The sequence below is a fragment of the Catalinimonas alkaloidigena genome, assembly GCF_029504655.1.
Classification (GTDB): Bacteria; Bacteroidota; Bacteroidia; order Cytophagales; family Cyclobacteriaceae; genus Catalinimonas; species Catalinimonas alkaloidigena.
In genome coordinates, this window is record NZ_JAQFIL010000001.1 from 2,296,421 (window position 1) to 2,313,524 (window position 17,104).

The 17,104-nt window shown below is 39.5% G+C and carries 17 protein-coding genes; 10 read left to right on the forward strand and 7 right to left on the reverse strand.

Annotated features, from left to right (window positions below):
• Positions 1–85: 85 nt before the first annotated feature.
• The 5 genes from OKW21_RS09415 to OKW21_RS09435 all read right to left on the reverse strand — a co-directional run bounded on the left by OKW21_RS09415 (position 86) and on the right by OKW21_RS09435 (position 4,725).
• Positions 86–334 (reverse strand): hypothetical protein, encoded by a 249-nt coding sequence (locus tag OKW21_RS09415; RefSeq protein WP_277479168.1) that lies wholly within the window; start codon positions 332–334, stop codon positions 86–88.
• 134 nt (positions 335–468) lie between these two features.
• Positions 469–2,352 (reverse strand): NAD(+) synthase, encoded by a 1,884-nt coding sequence (nadE, locus tag OKW21_RS09420; protein WP_277479169.1) that lies wholly within the window; start codon positions 2,350–2,352, stop codon positions 469–471.
• A 37-nt stretch (positions 2,353–2,389) separates the two neighbouring features.
• On the reverse strand, positions 2,390–3,136 hold the full coding sequence (rnc, locus tag OKW21_RS09425; RefSeq protein ID WP_277479170.1) for a ribonuclease III: 747 nt from the start codon (positions 3,134–3,136) through the stop codon (positions 2,390–2,392).
• 71 nt (positions 3,137–3,207) lie between these two features.
• Positions 3,208–4,461, reverse strand: coding sequence for a beta-ketoacyl-ACP synthase II (fabF, locus tag OKW21_RS09430; protein WP_277479171.1), 1,254 nt, complete (start codon positions 4,459–4,461; stop codon positions 3,208–3,210).
• Between the two features lie 24 nt (positions 4,462–4,485).
• The gene (locus OKW21_RS09435) at positions 4,486–4,725 is read right to left on the reverse strand and encodes an acyl carrier protein (RefSeq protein ID WP_277479172.1); all 240 of its coding nucleotides are present in this window, start codon (positions 4,723–4,725) and stop codon (positions 4,486–4,488) included.
• Positions 4,726–4,880: 155 nt separating this feature from the next.
• On the opposite strand from OKW21_RS09435, the gene OKW21_RS09440 reads away from it, so the two are divergent.
• From OKW21_RS09440 to OKW21_RS09460, 5 genes are all read left to right on the forward strand, one after another.
• The gene (locus tag OKW21_RS09440; RefSeq protein ID WP_277479173.1) at positions 4,881–5,306 is read left to right on the forward strand and encodes an IPExxxVDY family protein; all 426 of its coding nucleotides are present in this window, start codon (positions 4,881–4,883) and stop codon (positions 5,304–5,306) included.
• Position 5,307: 1 nt separating this feature from the next.
• The gene (pyk, locus tag OKW21_RS09445; protein WP_277479174.1) at positions 5,308–6,747 is read left to right on the forward strand and encodes a pyruvate kinase; all 1,440 of its coding nucleotides are present in this window, start codon (positions 5,308–5,310) and stop codon (positions 6,745–6,747) included.
• A gap of 75 nt (positions 6,748–6,822) precedes the next feature.
• Positions 6,823–8,325, forward strand: a complete 1,503-nt coding sequence (locus OKW21_RS09450; protein WP_277479175.1) for a nicotinate phosphoribosyltransferase — start codon at positions 6,823–6,825, stop codon at positions 8,323–8,325.
• Positions 8,326–8,498: 173 nt separating this feature from the next.
• Complete coding sequence (locus tag OKW21_RS09455) at positions 8,499–9,386, forward strand: Cbp1 family collagen-binding glycoprotein adhesin (RefSeq protein WP_277479176.1); 888 nt, start codon at positions 8,499–8,501, stop codon at positions 9,384–9,386.
• A gap of 85 nt (positions 9,387–9,471) precedes the next feature.
• Positions 9,472–9,663, forward strand: coding sequence for a hypothetical protein (locus tag OKW21_RS09460; RefSeq protein WP_277479177.1), 192 nt, complete (start codon positions 9,472–9,474; stop codon positions 9,661–9,663).
• A gap of 45 nt (positions 9,664–9,708) precedes the next feature.
• Here OKW21_RS09460 and OKW21_RS09465 read toward each other — a convergent pair whose 3' ends face one another.
• Together OKW21_RS09465 and bcp are read right to left on the reverse strand one after the other, a co-directional pair.
• Positions 9,709–11,094, reverse strand: a complete 1,386-nt coding sequence (locus tag OKW21_RS09465; protein ID WP_277479178.1) for a vWA domain-containing protein — start codon at positions 11,092–11,094, stop codon at positions 9,709–9,711.
• Between the two features lie 152 nt (positions 11,095–11,246).
• Entirely contained in the window at positions 11,247–11,696 is a 450-nt protein-coding gene (bcp, locus tag OKW21_RS09470; RefSeq protein ID WP_277479179.1) for a thioredoxin-dependent thiol peroxidase, read from the reverse strand.
• A 172-nt stretch (positions 11,697–11,868) separates the two neighbouring features.
• Between bcp and OKW21_RS09475 the strand changes: the two genes are divergently transcribed.
• From OKW21_RS09475 to cobA, 5 genes are all read left to right on the forward strand, one after another.
• Positions 11,869–12,504 (forward strand): NeuD/PglB/VioB family sugar acetyltransferase, encoded by a 636-nt coding sequence (locus OKW21_RS09475; RefSeq protein ID WP_338130037.1) that lies wholly within the window; start codon positions 11,869–11,871, stop codon positions 12,502–12,504.
• Positions 12,505–12,508: 4 nt separating this feature from the next.
• Positions 12,509–13,381 (forward strand): nucleoside phosphorylase, encoded by an 873-nt coding sequence (locus OKW21_RS09480; RefSeq protein ID WP_277479180.1) that lies wholly within the window; start codon positions 12,509–12,511, stop codon positions 13,379–13,381.
• 113 nt (positions 13,382–13,494) lie between these two features.
• Positions 13,495–13,821, forward strand: coding sequence for a thioredoxin (gene trxA / locus OKW21_RS09485; RefSeq protein WP_277479181.1), 327 nt, complete (start codon positions 13,495–13,497; stop codon positions 13,819–13,821).
• Between the two features lie 341 nt (positions 13,822–14,162).
• Positions 14,163–16,289 carry a nitrite reductase gene (locus tag OKW21_RS09490; RefSeq protein WP_277479182.1) on the forward strand — a complete coding sequence of 709 codons (2,127 nt, stop codon included), beginning with the start codon at positions 14,163–14,165 and terminating at the stop codon, positions 16,287–16,289.
• Complete coding sequence (gene cobA, locus OKW21_RS09495; RefSeq protein WP_277479183.1) at positions 16,282–17,073, forward strand: uroporphyrinogen-III C-methyltransferase; 792 nt, start codon at positions 16,282–16,284, stop codon at positions 17,071–17,073. The genes OKW21_RS09490 and cobA overlap by 8 nt, the downstream gene beginning before the upstream one ends.
• Positions 17,074–17,104: the final 31 nt, after the last annotated feature.

The following is a 17,104-nucleotide window of genomic DNA, read 5'->3' on the forward strand; positions in this document are numbered from 1 at the left end:
ATGGCTGAAATTCTTGAGAGGAAAATATATGAGTAACGGATGGAAGGGATAAGCTCAATTATTGCTGAAAATACCATAGATAATACTAGTAAAGACTATCCAGGTGGATAAAATCAGAATAATTTTCAAATAGTTCTTTTTCCTCGTGAGCAAGTACTTCACAGATTTGATTGATGCGTACATCATACCAAATTTCTGCATAGAAGTTTTCAAGCTGAAATAAACCTACCAGATAGGGAAAAGATTGTCGCCTCATGATCAGTTGTCCATGTTCAAAAGCAAACTTCTCTTTGTAGTTGAGTGCCAGTAAGTTAAAATCCTGAATGCTTAACATTTTTAGCCTAACGATTTGCATTGGTATTTCACAAATAAATGGCTAAAACAGTTTATTATTTTTGTAATTAAGTTGTAAATGTGCCTAAAGTAATAAAATAAGCGAATTGACAATTATATGAAGAGTGACTAAGATTAAAGTTGATCTAGTGCTTTCAGTTCTTCTTCAAACCCGCCGGATAGGATAGGAAATCTGCACCATGTTTTGGGATCTACATTGAAGTCGTCTATATGAAAAGCAGGTGCCACCCTTTCCCGTTTCCATTGGTTTCTCGCCCAAAGCCTGAAAAACTTCTTAATGTGGCACTTTAAAAGTTCATTTTCTTCCAGTTTTAATACCTTCAGATTTTGATAAACTTCTGTAGGAGGTAACCAATACCTAATAGCCTGCCGCTCTATTTCCATAAGCACTTGATAAGGCATCAGGTCGTTCTCATCAGTTTGAGTTTGTTCCAGAGGCCTGAGTTCAGCAGTAGGGTTGAGGCTATTTACCAGGGATAAACCCGGATAATTAAGCTTTTTATTAGCCCATTTGAGCCAGTGAAGAATAAAAAATTTATCTACTGCGGCAATTGGAGCGATGCTTCCGCTGGTATCACCATCCATAGTAGTGTAACCTACATCAGCCTCACTGCGGTTGTTGGTCGCAATTAGAAGTGCTCCTTTAATATTCGCCAGCATCCAGATGCCCGGAATCCTAACTCTGGCCTGAATGTTCTGCAGGGCAATGTCGTCATCATCCCAGTTCAGATTTCTGGATAAACAGTTTTCTATTGTTTTACGGTAATTAGCTACTTCTTCATCCACTGTCCATGCATAGAACGTTGCTCCTATAGATTCGGCTAGTGTTTTAGCAGCCATGAAAGTATCTTCAGATGAATTTACCGTGCCTTGATAAGCCGTGAAAAGTAGAGTTTGCGTAATTTTTTTTGAAATATGCTCCTCTTCTTCAAGCTCCTTGAGTTCAAGTGCTTCTATCAGCTGAGGCAAAGCAAGTTTGTGTAAGAATTTTTCATACCCCAACTCTTTTACTCCTCTTCTGATCATTTCTGCCACCAAAACGGAACAACTTGAAGAATCAGCACCTCCGCTGAGGGAAATGACAAATCCCTTTGAACGACTTTTCCGCATGTAGTCAAAGAGCGCCAGCGTTTCAGCACGAGTGAATTCAATCTCTTTTTCTTTACTGTCTTGTGTAGGCGTAGATTCTGAATTAGAGGAAGCTTCAAAATCTATCAAACTGGACAGTACATTGACATTTTCAAATGAAAATCTACGATTTTTTTTCAGCAGTTTACCGTGTTGAGCAATAAGTATCTCTCCGTCAAAAATGATTCTCCCTGACTCATTCCCCAACATATTTGCGAATACATAACTACATTTAAGCTCATCAGAAACAGGAATCACCAAATTTTCTCTGAAATCAGATTTACCAAAAGAAAAATGACTTGCACTTGGATTGAGAATTAGATTGACTCCTTTCTTTGCATGACGATAAGCCGGTCTTTGATCTTTCCGCCAGGCATCTTCACAAATCTCAAAGCCTATTTTGATACCATGTAATTGATAAACTACATCACCAAAGTGATATTCTTTGCCATCTACTTGAATCTTTTCAAGGCGGTCGGCTGGCCATTGGGTAAACCAGCGGGGTTCATAATGTACTCCATCTTCAGCCAGAAATTGTTTTGCAGTAAAACCTACAATTTCGCAGTCATGGATAAGGCAGGCCACATTATAATTTCTTCCTTCAAACTTCATGGGTAAGCCCACTGCTACAGTGATATTACGACAAAGCGATTTGATATCAAGTAGTTGTTTTAAAGATTGTTCATACAACCACTCACTCAAAAATAAGTCTTCACATCCATACCCACATATTGTAAGCTCAGGTAAACAGAGAATATCAACATTTCCCTCTTTAGCGAGTTCAATGGCGTGGGCAATGTTGGTGAAGTTATTTTTCCAATCAATAGGAACCTGGTTAAGCGTGGCTCCCGCAACTCTTAATTTTGTCATGAGAAATGGGTTTGAAGGTCAGGCTTAAGCAAACAAACTAATCGTCTTCTGCGTCAGTAACAAGGATTTCCAGTGCTTTTTGTGAAGCATGCTGTTCAGCCTTTTTCTTACTTAAACCACTACCGGTGCATATAGGATTCCCATCTATAAAAATTTGTGCAATAAATTCTTTGAACTGAGTATCTCCTTGGGTATCAATAATCTCAAAACGAATGTCTTTGTTCGTTTTTTGGGCCCATTCTATGATAGTACTTTTAAAGTTTGGATTGGTATTGATGATCTGGTCAAGATCAAAGTGGGGGATAAGAAGTCTTTTTACAATGAAATTTTTACAGTAGGCATAGCCTTTATCCAGATAGACCGCACCGACAAGCGCTTCTAACGTATCGCCATCAATGGATTTATGACTGAGCTTACTCTTTCCGTTTAGAAGTACATTTGACTGATCAAATACAATAATATTACTCACACCAATTTTTTTGGCGACAGCGTTAAGTGATTCCCGGTTGACAATTCTGGAACGTATGTCAGTAAGAAACCCCTCATCCTTATAGGGATATTTTTTAAAGAGGTATTCGGCAACTACTGTGCTTAAAATTGAGTCACCCAGATATTCTAGCCTTTCATTTGATTCTTTGAGACCAAACATATTTTTTTTAGCGACAGAAATATGTTTGGTAGCCAGACGGTAAAGCTCCAGATTAAAGGGATAGCTACCCACAATTCTTTTGATAGCTTCAATTAATTGTTTATCCTCAGCAGGGTATGAACGGACAAGCTTCAATACCCTAGTGGGTAGTATCGTTAAGAGCAATGTAGAAAAAACATTTTTTAACCTGCGTAAGACAGGTAACACTAGGCTTCAAATTTTCTGAATACTACGGATGTATTGTGGCCTCCAAAACCAAATGTGTTACTAATGGCTGTATTGACCTTCTTTTCCTGAGCTTTATTAAATGTCAGGTTCAGCTTGGCATCAATATTTTCATCATCAGTAAAATGATTGATGGTAGGAGGAACCAAATTATGCTGAATGGCCAGAATAGTAGCCACTGATTCTATAGCACCGGCTGCACCCAATAGATGACCAGTCATGGATTTGGTAGAGCTGATATTTAGTTGATAAGCGTGCTCACCAAATACATCTTTGATAGCGTTGACCTCACTGATATCCCCTAAGGAAGTAGATGTACCATGCACATTGATATAATCAACCTCTTCAGGGTTAATCCCTGCATCTTTGAGAGCTAGCTGCATTACCTGCTTAACACCCACCCCTTCCGGATGAGGTGCTGTAATATGATAAGCGTCACCAGTCATGCCATTGCCAATAATCTCGGCATAAATTTTGGCGCCTCTGGCTTTGGCATGCTCATAATCTTCCAGAATAAGCGCTCCTGCCCCTTCTCCTAAAACAAAACCATCGCGGTCTTTATCAAAAGGCCTTGAGGCTGATTCGGGAGAATCATTTCGTTCAGAAAGGGCTTTCATGGCACCAAACCCGCCAACACCCGCTTCACATACTGCAGCTTCAGAACCACCGGTGACGATCATATCAGCTTTACCTAATTTAATATAGGTATAAGAATCAATGATGGCATGTGTGGCAGAAGCACAGGCAGAAACTGTAGCGAAGTTAGGGCCTCTGAAGCCATATTTAATAGATATATGACCTGGAGTGATATCCACGATCATTTTCGGGATGAAGAAAGGGTTGAAACGAGGAGTACCATCCCCCTGAGAGAAATAAGAAACTTCTTCCTGAAAAGTTTTGAGACCACCAATACCTGAACCCCATATGACACCCACCCGGTCAGAGTCAAGTTTGTCTACCTCAACTCCGGAATCACGGATGGCCTCATCAGCAGCAACCATTCCGTACTGCGTACAAGGATCCATCTTACGAGCCTCTTTTCTATCAAAAAAGTTATTAGCGTCAAAGTCTTTGAGTTCACAGGCAAACTTGGTTCTGAATTTCTCTGCATCAAATCTGGTGATGAGAGCAGACCCACTTACTCCTTCAGATAAACCCTGCCAATATTCCTGAACAGTATTTCCAACCGGGGTAAGTGCGCCTAGTCCTGTAACTACAACTCTCCTTGAATTCATAAAAAGGGGATAGCTTCTATAAAATTATTTCTTTACGTTCTCTTCCAGGTAAGATATAGCCTGACCTACAGTTGCAATGTTTTCAGCCTGATCGTCAGGAATAGAAATGTTAAATTCTTTTTCAAATTCCATGATCAGTTCAACAGTGTCCAGAGAGTCGGCACCCAGATCGTTGGTGAAGCTTGCTTCAGGAGTCACCTCTGACTCTTCTACTCCAAGCTTGTCAATAATAATACCTTTTACTTTTTGCGCTATTTCAGACATTTTTTTAGGATTTTTGAGTTAACGGCGCAAAGTAAAGAAATTTAGGTGAATAAAGTCAAACTTATTTTTTTGATTCTTTATTTTATCCCAAGCGCCAAAAATAGTTAAATTGCCCTCAGTATTTTAAGAACTTTATGTTTGAATCTGAATAAAACATGACCATAAGCCGCGAACTACAAGTAAGCATACCCTGTGATTTTGATTTGCTAGGCATAGTTACTCCGGCTAGGGAATATAAACTGGCTTGGTCACTTAACCAAAGCTTAGGGCTTAAGTTAGCAAAATCTCAGGATTTAGTCATTAATTTTGTAAATGATCGCTGTATTATCATTTCAAATTTTGTTTTTGCCACAAGCCATTGCACATTTAGGCTCTTAAAAAACAAAGCATTATCTGGTAGTGCTTCAGATTTTTTGCTTCCCGAGTTAAAGAATCTAGACTATTTTCTACTCATTAAGAATGAAAGTGATACCTTTGAACTCGATAGCTATGTCAGTCGCCTGCCAACAATAGATGCTGTGCAGTCATTTACAACTATCAACGTTAACAATCTAGATAATAAAGAAAACCTTCTCTTTTAATATGGATAGTAATATCGTATTCAATAAAACCAAAATAGTAGCTACTGTAGGTCCTGCTTGTAATTCTAAAGAGATGCTTACCGAACTGGTGAGGTCAGGAGTGGATGTATTCCGTCTTAATTTTTCTCATGGTACCCATGAAGATCATAAAAAAGTGATCCACTTTATTCGGGAGATCAACAAAGAATTAGGTACCAATGTGTGTATCCTTCAAGATTTACAGGGTCCTAAGATCCGTGTGAATATGGTAGAAAATGACGAGGTCCAGATTGAGGCCGGACAGGAATTAATCATTACCTGTAAGGAAGACATGCTGGGCACCAGTAAAAAAGTAAGCACATCTTATGAGAGCCTTTCTTCGGATGTAAGCATAGGTGATACCATCCTGATAGATGATGGTAAACTAGAATTTAAAGTAAGTAAAGTTGAAGGGCACGATGTACACACTACCGTAATCTATGGAGGGCCTCTAAAATCCAGGAAAGGAATTAACCTACCCGATACTAACGTTTCTGCTCCTTCACTGACAGAAAAAGACAAAACAGATCTTGCGTTTGGGCTGGAACATGATGTAGACTGGATCGCGCTTTCTTTTGTCAGAAGGGCTGATGATATCTACAATCTTAAAGATATGATTCAGGCTAAAGGTAAGAGAATCAGGGTGATATCTAAAATAGAGAAACCGGAGGCAATTCGTAATATTGACGAGATTGTTGCTGCTACTGATGGCTTGATGGTAGCCCGAGGTGATCTGGGTGTGGAGATAGCGATGGAAGATGTGCCTATGGTACAAAAGATGCTCGTAAACAAATGCAATATGGCATCAAAACCAGTCATAATTGCTACCCAGATGATGGAGAGTATGATTGAAAACCCTCGCCCTACGCGTGCCGAAACCAATGACGTGGCCAATGGTGTATTGGATGGTGCTGATGCAATTATGTTATCTGCTGAGACTGCTTCGGGTAAATATCCTGTCCAGGCCGTGAAAAGTATGGTGAAAACGATTTTGGCAGTAGAAAACAGTTCAGAAGTGGTATATGATAAACTCTCCCATATTGATACCAGTTCTCCGACATTTTACAATGATCATCTGGTACTCACTGCTTGTAAACTGAGTAAACAAGTAAACGCAAGAGCGATTATCGGAATGACTAAATCCGGCTATACCGGCTTCCGCCTCTCAGGTCATCGCCCAAAAGCAGATATTTTTATCTTTACAGCGAATCGCGAGCTCTTGAATGAGATTAACCTGTATTGGGGATTAAGAGGTTTTTACTATGATAAGATGAGTTCAACGGATGAGACATTTGATGATCTTGAGCACTTGCTAAAAGAGAAAGGTCATTTACATCAGGGTGATGTGGTAGTAAATACTGCAAGTATGCCTCTTCATTGGGAAGACCGGACCAATATGTTGAAAATACAGATTGTAAAATAAATGCCTTTAGGAACTCGGGTATCTGAGAATATTTTACTGTTATCCGAGTTCATGATTTGATCCCCACCGCCCAAAATGAAAATCACCTCAGATTTATACAGCAGTTCCTTGGCCTTATTTACCGATTTTTATCAATTGACCATGGCCAATGGATACTGGAAATCAGGTATCGCTGAAAAGGAAGCAGTATTTAATTTATTTTTCAGAAAAAACCCTTTCAACGGTGGGTTTACCATTAATTGTGGCCTGGAGTATATCATTGACTATGTCAAAAATTTTCAGTTTACAGAGGAAGACCTATCCTATCTGGCAACTATCAATGGTCGCGAAGGTAAACCATTGTTTGAAGATGATTTCCTGAAGTATTTAGGTGACCTAAAACTTCAGGTAGATATTGATGCCATTCCAGAAGGGATGGCAGTATTTCCTCACGAACCGATTGTCAGAGTTAAAGGGCCTATTCTTCAATGCCAGCTACTTGAATCTCCCTTACTCAACATTATTAATTTTCAGTCCTTAATTGCTACCAAAGCAGCGCGAATATTTAATGTGGCGAAGGGTGACCCAGTGATGGAATTTGGTTTGCGGCGTGCTCATGGTATTGACGGTGCCCTGGCGGCTAGCAGAGCCTCTTATATAGGGGGCTGTTCATCAACTTCAAATGTTTTAGCAGGTAAACTTTTTGGTATTCCGGTGAGTGGTACCCATGCTCATAGTTGGGTAATGGCTTTTGGAGATGAACCTACTGCATTTAAGGCTTATGCTGAAGCCATGCCAGATAACTGTATCTTATTGGTAGATACTTACAATACGATTGAAGGCATTAAGCATGCGATCAAAGTAGGAGAGATGCTGAAAAAGAAGGGTAAAAAGCTCAGTGGTATTCGTATTGACTCAGGTGACTTAGCCTACTTTAGTATACAAGCCAGACAAATGCTGGATGAAGCTGGATTTGATGAAACCACAATAGTCGCAAGTAATGACCTTGATGAAAATATTATTAGCAGTTTAAGAACTCAGGATGCTAAAATCGGAATATGGGGAATAGGTACCAAGCTGGTGACAGCCTATGACCAGCCTGCTTTAGGGGCAGTATATAAGCTGTCCGCCATAAAGAACAACAAAAATAAATGGGAGTATAAAATCAAGCTATCTGAACAGGCTATTAAAGTAAACAACCCCGGAATTCAGCAGGTGAGAAGATTTTACAGTGGTAACGAAAAAGGGGAAAAAGTGCCTATGGCCGATATGCTTTATGATATTAATACCCCGCTCAAAGAAAAGCTCAAGATCATTGATCCCATGGATCTTACCCGACGCAAAATTATCAAGACAGAGGGACTAAATTATGACGAACTGCTCATACCAGTGTTTGAGAAAGGAAAACAAGTATATCAATCTCCAAACATTCATAAGATCAGGCAGCAAACTATTGATAGTTTGAATGAAATCCCTTCAGGCGTAAAACGTTTGGTGAACCCTCACAGCTATCCTGTAGGCTTAGAAGAGAAACTTTATAAGCTCAAGACGGACCTCATCCTCAAGCTCAGAAACCTCAATGACGATGATAGTGAATGAGCAATGATGAATTAGTAGATTCTTTAAAAAATTATATTTTTTCAACAATCTGAGGGGAAAATTGGGTACTAATTCCCCACATTTTTTTCAGAAAACTCACTTTTACAGCTGAATTTAGTGTTGGCATGCATTTTTTATAGTATTTGGTGTATCACATCAAATCTCTAAAGTCTATGAAAGCCCAAATCAGAAATTTAGCCATCGTCTCAGCCTTAAGTATTGGATTGTTTTCTTGTGAGAATAAAGAAATGCAAGAAAAAATCTCCCGATTATCAAGCGAAAACCAGCAGTTGGAACAAAAATTTGCCAGCAAAGACTCTTCGCTAATAAATTTTATTGAATCCTTTGCAGAGATTGAAAGCAACCTGAGCGACATTCGTGAGCGTGAAATGAACATACAGCTCAACAAAGAGAAGAACCTTTCTACGGAAGATTTGAAGCTTAGAATCAGAGAGGATGTTGAAGAAATCAACCGTTTGCTTATTGAAAATAGAGAAAAGATAGCTTCACTAAATGCTCAGCTTAAATATTCAGGCAGACAAAATGCAAAGCTCAAAGCTTCAATGAATGAATTGCAGGAAAGCCTAACTGCTAAGATAGAAGCAAAGGAAACTGAAATTGGCACTTTAACAGAAGAGCTTGCCAGTATGAAGATTAAAGTAGATGAGTTGAACACAAATTTAGCGAGTCTGAAAGATGTAAATGATCAAAAGGAGCAAACAATAATATCAAAAGTAGAAGAGCTGAATACCGCTTATTTTGTAACAGGTACTTTTAAGCAATTGAGAGATAATCAGGTATTGAGCAAGGAAGGTGGTTTCTTGGGTCTGGGTAGAACCGAAGTGCTGAAAGATAATTTCAATAAGCAGCAGTTCAATCAGATTGATATTCGTCAAACGCTACAATTTCCTGTTGAAGGCGAAGAAATAGAACTTGTTACCAGTCATCCTACAGACTCTTACAGCTTGGAAAAAAATGATGAAGAGAAGCTGAATCTTGTAGTTTCTGATCCTGAAAAGTTTTGGGAATCTTCAAAGTACCTGGTAATGGTAGTTAAGTAAATAAAACCAGCTGATTAAGCCGTCCCGCATTGTGGGGCGGTTTTCTTCAAATTATTTTTTTAAACTAATTTAACTTTTTAATCTCATGAACACGATATTGATAACCCCAAGAAATGTGGCTGAACTGAATTTGCTAATGGAAGTAATTCAGAAGATGGAAATAGAAAGTTGCATCTTATCAGAGGAAGAGAAAGAAGATATTACTACTGCCCTGATGATGAGGGAGGCAGAAAGGGAAGAAGGAATGGCCATCACTGAAAAATTACAAATGAAATAAACTATTTAAATATTGATAAGCCGGTTTTAAGACCGGCTTTTTTCATTACGGGCCAAAAAACTTTACACTTACTGTTGATCCACTGTCTATCTTAAATTCTTTTACCTCAGTATATTTGCTGCCAAATGATCTTTCAGCTCGGAACACCATTTTGTAGTTACCTGGTTGTAATGCCATGGTAAAGCGAGTTTCGTCAGCGTTAAGATCATATACCCATTCCTGAAACCCGTTTTCATGGACTTTGTAGATACTTCCATAGCCTTTGGTAACGATGTTAGCGTTTAGCACCCCTGGTCCTGGTATGGTTAGATTAGTGGTTTGACCGTATTCAATTTTTACATCTTTGAAATATGTTTTCGGTAAAGTAAGTACTTCTATATCGTAGGTGCCTGCCAAATATTTTTCAGCGCTGGCAACGCTTTGCACATTCAATATTTCTTGTTTCCCATGCTGCCTGATGAGTGCGTTCACCCCTTTGTCGTATTCTGTGTGACCTCTCTGTGAGAGCTGTAATGAACCCTGTGGTGATTTGATAGGAAGTACATTGTGCTTGCCTCCTTCAAAAATAACATTTCGCTTTATGACCGGAGGTATGGTGTTGACAACCACATCATAAGAAAGCACCGCATCCAGGACTACTGAATCAGGTCTGCCCTGCGCATCCCGATAGTGCACAAAATCGTAAATAGGTGCCTTCGTAAAATTGTTGTAAAAAGTGACGTTTACGTTGGTCTCTGTTGGTTGATTGTCAGTGCCAAGTAGTTCTACACTTACAGTGGTGGTTTCCAGTGACTGCTTTAAGATATCATCCAACACTAGCCGGAAATCATTAACATTTTTTGCATCAAAATACTGACCTACACAGGCAAATTCATCCCGGTAGTCATTATCCATTCCGAGGCCAATCACAAATGGTTTGAGGAAAATATTCTTTTCCTGGAGGGAGAGGGAGACGGCACAAGGATCTCCCCCACAAGACTCTATACCATCTGTAATAATAATAATAAGGTTGCGGTATTCAGGGTCATTCGTAAAATCATTGGCTGCCTGTTCCAGTGAATAAGCAATGGGAGTTACTCCCGAAGGCTGTATTTGTCTGAGTTTTGCGATAAGTCGGTCATGATTGGCTGGTGCGAAAGGTACTTCCAGCTTGCTGTCCTGACAGTTTTTGTAGCGAAGATTATACTGATGTCCGTATACTCGCAGTGCCAGCTCAAGGTCTTGATCTACTTTAAGGGAGTCTACAAGTTCTACCAGCATGGCTTTGGCAATGTCCATACGTACACTGTTTTCCCAGTTAGCGTACATACTGCCGGAGGCATCAAGTAAAAATAGCAGACGGGTTTTTTCAGGTGGTCTCTGAATCTGAACTTGGGCCCTTACTAAGCCAACGCTTGTCAGAAAAAACAATAGCAGAATATATCTCTTCACAATCTTATTTTTCAGTAAATCAAAACCTTAAACTAGCCTGCAAAAAGCCTATGGCTAAGTAACGGACATCAGGTATAAGTTCTTTTATTAATCCTTTACTTTAGGCAAACCATTGAAATTTGATGATTTACCTGTAGAAACTTCAAAAGAAATTATTTTAGTATCTGGGCGGTATGCTCTTTGGTTTTTACTTTTTCTATGATGTCTTCTATTTTACCGTCTTCATCAATTAAAAAAGTAGTTCTCGCAGTGCCCATATACTTTTTGCCATACATTGACTTTTCTTTCCATACGCCGTAGGCCTGATTAATATTAGTGTCTTCGTCGGCAATTAGGGTGAAAGGTAATTCCTGTTTTTCGGCAAATTTCTGATGTGATTTTACCCCATCTTTACTTACTCCAATTACTTCATAGCCAGCTTTTTGAAGATTGCTGTAATTATCCCTCAGGTTACAAGCCTGAGCCGTACAACCTGAAGTGTTATCTTTGGGATAGAAATAAAGGACAACTTTTTTCCCACGAAAATCAGATAACTTAACAGTTTCATCTTTTTGATTCTTAGCTTCAAAATCAGGAGCCTGGTCGCCTACTTTTAGTGACATGTTTCTTTTTAGTTAGGTGATAAATTATTTTCATGTGCAAGTTAGAAAGAATAGAGAAAAGTAAACATATAATGAAGAGCTGAAACCTACTCTTGGTCTGCAACGTTTTTTTTGCAAGTTTTGAAGCTTCCTTTACAGAATTCACTTCTTCACTTTTTAATATTAGAATGCAATGATGGACAATCCGGTAATAATATTTGGCGCAGGTGGCTTAGGAAAAGCTACATTAGAAATATTTCAGGAAAACGAAGTAGTAGTTTACTGTTTTCTGGATGACGATAAACGTTTGCATGGACAGGAAATAGCAGAAATCGGTATTCTGGGAAGCATGGATGATCATGGATACACAAAGTTTATTGGTAAAAAATGTGACGCTTTTGTGGCACTAGATGACCGTGAGCTTCGTAAAGGCGTATTCAAAATGTTAAATGATCGTCGTAAGGTGATGCCGATAAATGCGGTTCATCCCAAAGCTATGATTTCTGGAAACGCCTATATTTCTTATGGTCTTTTCGCGAATGCCGGAGTAGTCATAGGTAGCTTTGCCAAAGTGGGAATAGGATGTATTCTGCATACCAATTCGGTGGTAGATTATGAAGCACAGCTTGGTGATCATGTACAGGTCGGTGCCGGCAGTGTTATACATGCCGGTGCGAAAGTAGAAGATAATGTGTTTATTGGTGCAGGAGTAACCATAGCCGCTCCGCTGGAAATAGGAAAAGGAGCACGCATCGGTGCTGGCTCGGTCGTCGTGGAAAACGTGAAGGCAGGTGCCACAGTGTTTGGAAACCCTGCAAAAGAAGTATAATACCTTGAAAGATCACGCTCCATCCTCCGAAATCATCCTGAACGCTGATGGGAGTATTTACCATCTGGGCTTACGACCCGAACATCTTACGGACTTCATCATTACAGTTGGTGACCCTGAGCGGGTAGCTGAAGTAAGTAAATACTTTGATAGTATTGATGTAATGATCAATAAGCGGGAATTTGTTTCGCACATAGGTAGACTGGGTAAAAAAAACATCATGGTTATCAGCAGCGGTATGGGCACAGATAATGTAGAAATACTGCTTACTGAATTAGATATTTTGGCCAATGTCAATCTGAGCAATCTCAACCCTAATGCTGAACATCGTACATTAACGATTATTCGTGTAGGTACATCAGGTGCATTACGGAAAGATGTTCCCTTGGATTCTTTGCTAATGAGTGACTACGCATTTGGATTAGATACTCTGATGCATTTTTACGGCAATAAAAAAAATATGCTTTATAGCGAACATGCCCGGCAACTGCAGCAGCATATGGAACTTTCCTTTGAACCATATTGTGAACGGGCTAACGAAACTTTAAAGTCCTTGTTGACACAAGAGTTATTGACAGGAAACACCCTTACCTGCCCGGGCTTTTATGCTCCTCAGGGTCGTAGAGTTAAATTACCTCTGCAGTTTGAAAACTATCATGAAAAACTGAAGAGTTTTAGCTTTGATGGGGGTAAATTGACAAATTTTGAGATGGAGACAGCTGGCTACTATGCATTAGGCAAGGCTTTAGGACATAAGGTATTGAGCACCAACGCAATTGTAGCAAATCGGGAAACACAAAAGTTTTCTGTCCATTCTTCCAAAACCATTGATAAGCTGATACGTACAGTATTGAGTAAAATCTCAGGTTTGGATTAAATTTCCATGAAATCTAATTTAACGAATTGTCGTTTGGAGAACATATCCTTACTGAGCATTTGCCGTTAGATATAAAAGTAAATAATTTAGAAACAATTAAAATATAATTTGATATGAGTAAACCCGTTGAACTTACCGATTCTAATTTTGACGAAATGATCAACGCAGGCGATAAGCCGGTTTTAGTTGATTTTTGGGCAGAATGGTGTGGACCATGTAAAATGATTGCTCCCGTTGTAAATGAGTTAGCTGAAGACTATGATGGGAAAGCAGTAATCGGTAAGGTAGATGTAGATTCAAATCCAAGTATCTCAGCTAAGTATGGAATTCGTAGTATTCCTACTTTATTGGTATTTAAAAATGGAGAAATTGTTGATAAGCAGGTAGGTGCTGTTAATAAAGGAGTATTAGCCCAAAAGCTTGACGCACAACTTGCATAATAATAAAAGGACAAATCATTTTGTTTTTCCTTGCTTATTTGATTCTTCAAAATTCTATTGTATTTTTGAATTATAAGTAATCAATAACTACTTTTATTGTATGATTGGTAGCCTTTCAAAGACAAACAGTAAACTTACAGCAGCACAGCGTCGTGCTTGCTGGTTTTGGTGTTGTATGTTGTCTTTCAACCTGGAAGGCTTACTATGTACTATTAACAATACTTCAGATAATAAACCTTAGTATTTTATTTACAAAGGTTCAGCTACATAGATTACAAGCCTTCCCCACTTAATTTAGGGAAGGCTTTTTTTATGATTCAAAAATCTCAAAATTAATATCCATGCAAAGTTTCCGTACAGAAATTGAAAATCCAGTCGTTGAAAAAGACATCATTGAGCTGGAAAAAAAGATCAGGTTGTTTCGTGTAGGTAATATTGATGAAGATCGCTTTCGCAGCCTGCGGTTAGCCAGAGGAGTGTATGGGCAGCGCCAGCAGGGCGTACAAATGGTGAGAATCAAAATTCCTTTTGGTAGACTTACTGTCCCTCAGATTCGGCGTGTCGCTGATATAGCAGATGAGTATGCCAATAGTAACATCCACCTTACTACACGACAAGACATACAAATTCACTTTGTAAGCCTGGATAGAACACCCGAGCTTTGGTCTGAATTAGAGCAGGATAAGTTGACATTAAGAGAAGCTTGTGGAAATACTGTGCGGAATGTAACGGCTTCAGCTAAGGCAGGCATTGATCCTAATGAACCTTTTGATGTATCACCTTATGCACAGTCAATTTTTGAATATTTCCTCCGTAATCCGGTTTGTCAGGAAATGGGGCGTAAATTTAAAATCGCGCTCTCATCCAGCCAAGAAGATTCTGCCTTTACATTTATCCATGATATCGGTCTAATTCCCAAGGTCAAAGAAGTGGATGGAAAGGAGATAAGAGGCTTCAAAGTACTCATTGGCGGAGGTTTGGGAGCTCAGCCCCATATGGCTGAAGTGGCCTCAGAATTCATGGAAGAGGATAAAGTTATTCCGTTTACCGAATCAGTATTAAGAGTATTTGACAGACATGGAGAGCGTAATAAGCGGGGAAGAGCGAGAATGAAATTCTTAATGAAGAGTATTGGCGCTGAAGAATTGATCAGGTTAGCTGGTGAAGAGCAAAAAAGCTTGAGAGCTCAATCCGTCAAAGTAGACAGAGATTTGATCCCTGAACAGGTGCTTCCAAAAAATAATGATTTTGGCCCAGCTACTATTTCTGATGAGCGTAAATACGCGCTTTGGAAAACTACCAATGTGTTTCCTCAAAAACAGGAAGGGTATTATGGAGTTCATATCAAACTGCCATTAGGAAATATCCTTTCCGATAAAGCCCGTAAATTTGCTGATATCGTAGAAAAATACGCAGCGGATGATGTGCGTATCACGGTGAACCAGGGCTTCCTGTTGAAGTTTCTGACAGAAGATGCACTACCACACCTCTTTAATGCCCTGCATGAAATTGATCTGGCCGAACCCGGCTTTGACAGTACTGCTGATGTGACTGCCTGTCCGGGAACTGATACGTGTAATCTGGGGATTTCAAATAGTACGGGTGCCTCAAATCGTATTGAGCAACTGATACGTGCCGAGTACCCAGAACTGGTTAAGAACAATGACATTAAAATCAAAATTAGTGGCTGCCCTAATTCATGCGGACAACATGGTATTGCAAGCATTGGCTTTCATGGTAGTTCTATGAAAGATAAAAATAAAAATGTATTACCGGCACTACAGGTACTGTTGGGTGGCGGCGTAGATGGCAATGGTGAAGGGCGTATTGCTGAAAAAATAACGAAAGTACCCAGTAAAAAAGTAGATGAAACCATGCGGGTACTACTGGATGATTACGAAGAAAATGGGAATGATGGAGAGTATTACGCTGATTACTATCTGCGTCAGGGTAAAATGTATTTCTACCATCTTTTAAAGCCATTGACTGATTTGGAGAGCCTGAGTCCTGAAGATTATAAAGATTGGAAGCATGAGCATGAAGAAGAGGCTTTTAAGGTAGAAGCAGGAGTTGGTGAATGTGCGGGCGTGGTGATTGACCTTATTCAGACACTCATTGTGGAAGCAGAAGAGAAATTGGAAAGTGCTTTAGAGAATTATCAGGGAGGAAACTATGCAGATGCTATTTACAATGCATACAGTGGATTTGTGATAGGAGCTAAGAGTCTTCTTTTGTCTGATGATAAAAACCCCAACAATCAGATGAATATTATCAAAGAATTTGATAAGCACTATGTAGAAAGTGGTAAAGTGAATTTAGATTCTTCTTTTGAAGCGTTAGTTCTACAGATAAGAGACTATGAACCTACAGAGGCTTTTGCAAAAAACTATATTGCAGCTTCTGAATCCTTTTTGACTTTGGTAAAAAAGCTTCGCGAGCAGCAGTTAAACAGCAAGGTACATGCTTAATCAAGAATATGTAAAACCTCGTTTATCATTGGTTGGTGCAGGCCCCGGAGACCCTGAGTTAATCACACTTAAGGGTATTCGGGCCTTAGAAACCGCAGATGTAGTGCTCTATGATGCGCTCGCAAATGATGAACTTCTCAAGTATGTTCCTGAAAATGTTCCACGTATTTATGTTGGGAAACGAGCAGGTAGCCACAGAGTTGCTCAGGAAGATATCAATAGGCTGATAGTAAGCTGTGCACGTCAGTATGGTCATGTAGTGCGTCTTAAAGGAGGTGATCCTTATATTTTTGGTAGAGGACATGAAGAGCAAATCTATGCTGAACAAGCAGGTATAGCCGTATCGCTGGTACCTGGTATCAGTAGTGTTAATGCTGTGCCTGCATTACAATCCATACCACTAACGCGTAGAGGGCTGAGTGAAAGTTTTTGGGTAATTACTGGTACTACTCGTAAAGGCACTATTTCCAATGATGTAAGGCTGGCTGCACAATCTTCAGCTACCATCGTCATTCTAATGGGCATGTCTCGGATTGAGGAAATTCAACAGACTTTTTTAAGTTTTGGTAAAGCTGATACTCCGGTTGCAATAATTCAAAATGGCTCTATGCCTGATGAGAGGGTAGGAGTATCAAATGTTCGTGAGATGAAAACAATGGCTGCTGAAACCGGGCTGGCTTCACCCGCAGTGATTATCATTGGGGAGGTTGTTGCTTTGCATCCTGCTCACATTGCTGAAGCAGTAAAAAGAGAGCTTGCCCTTAAGGCAGAAATGCATTCCTGATAACTGATTAACCAATTTTTTTTAAAACTAA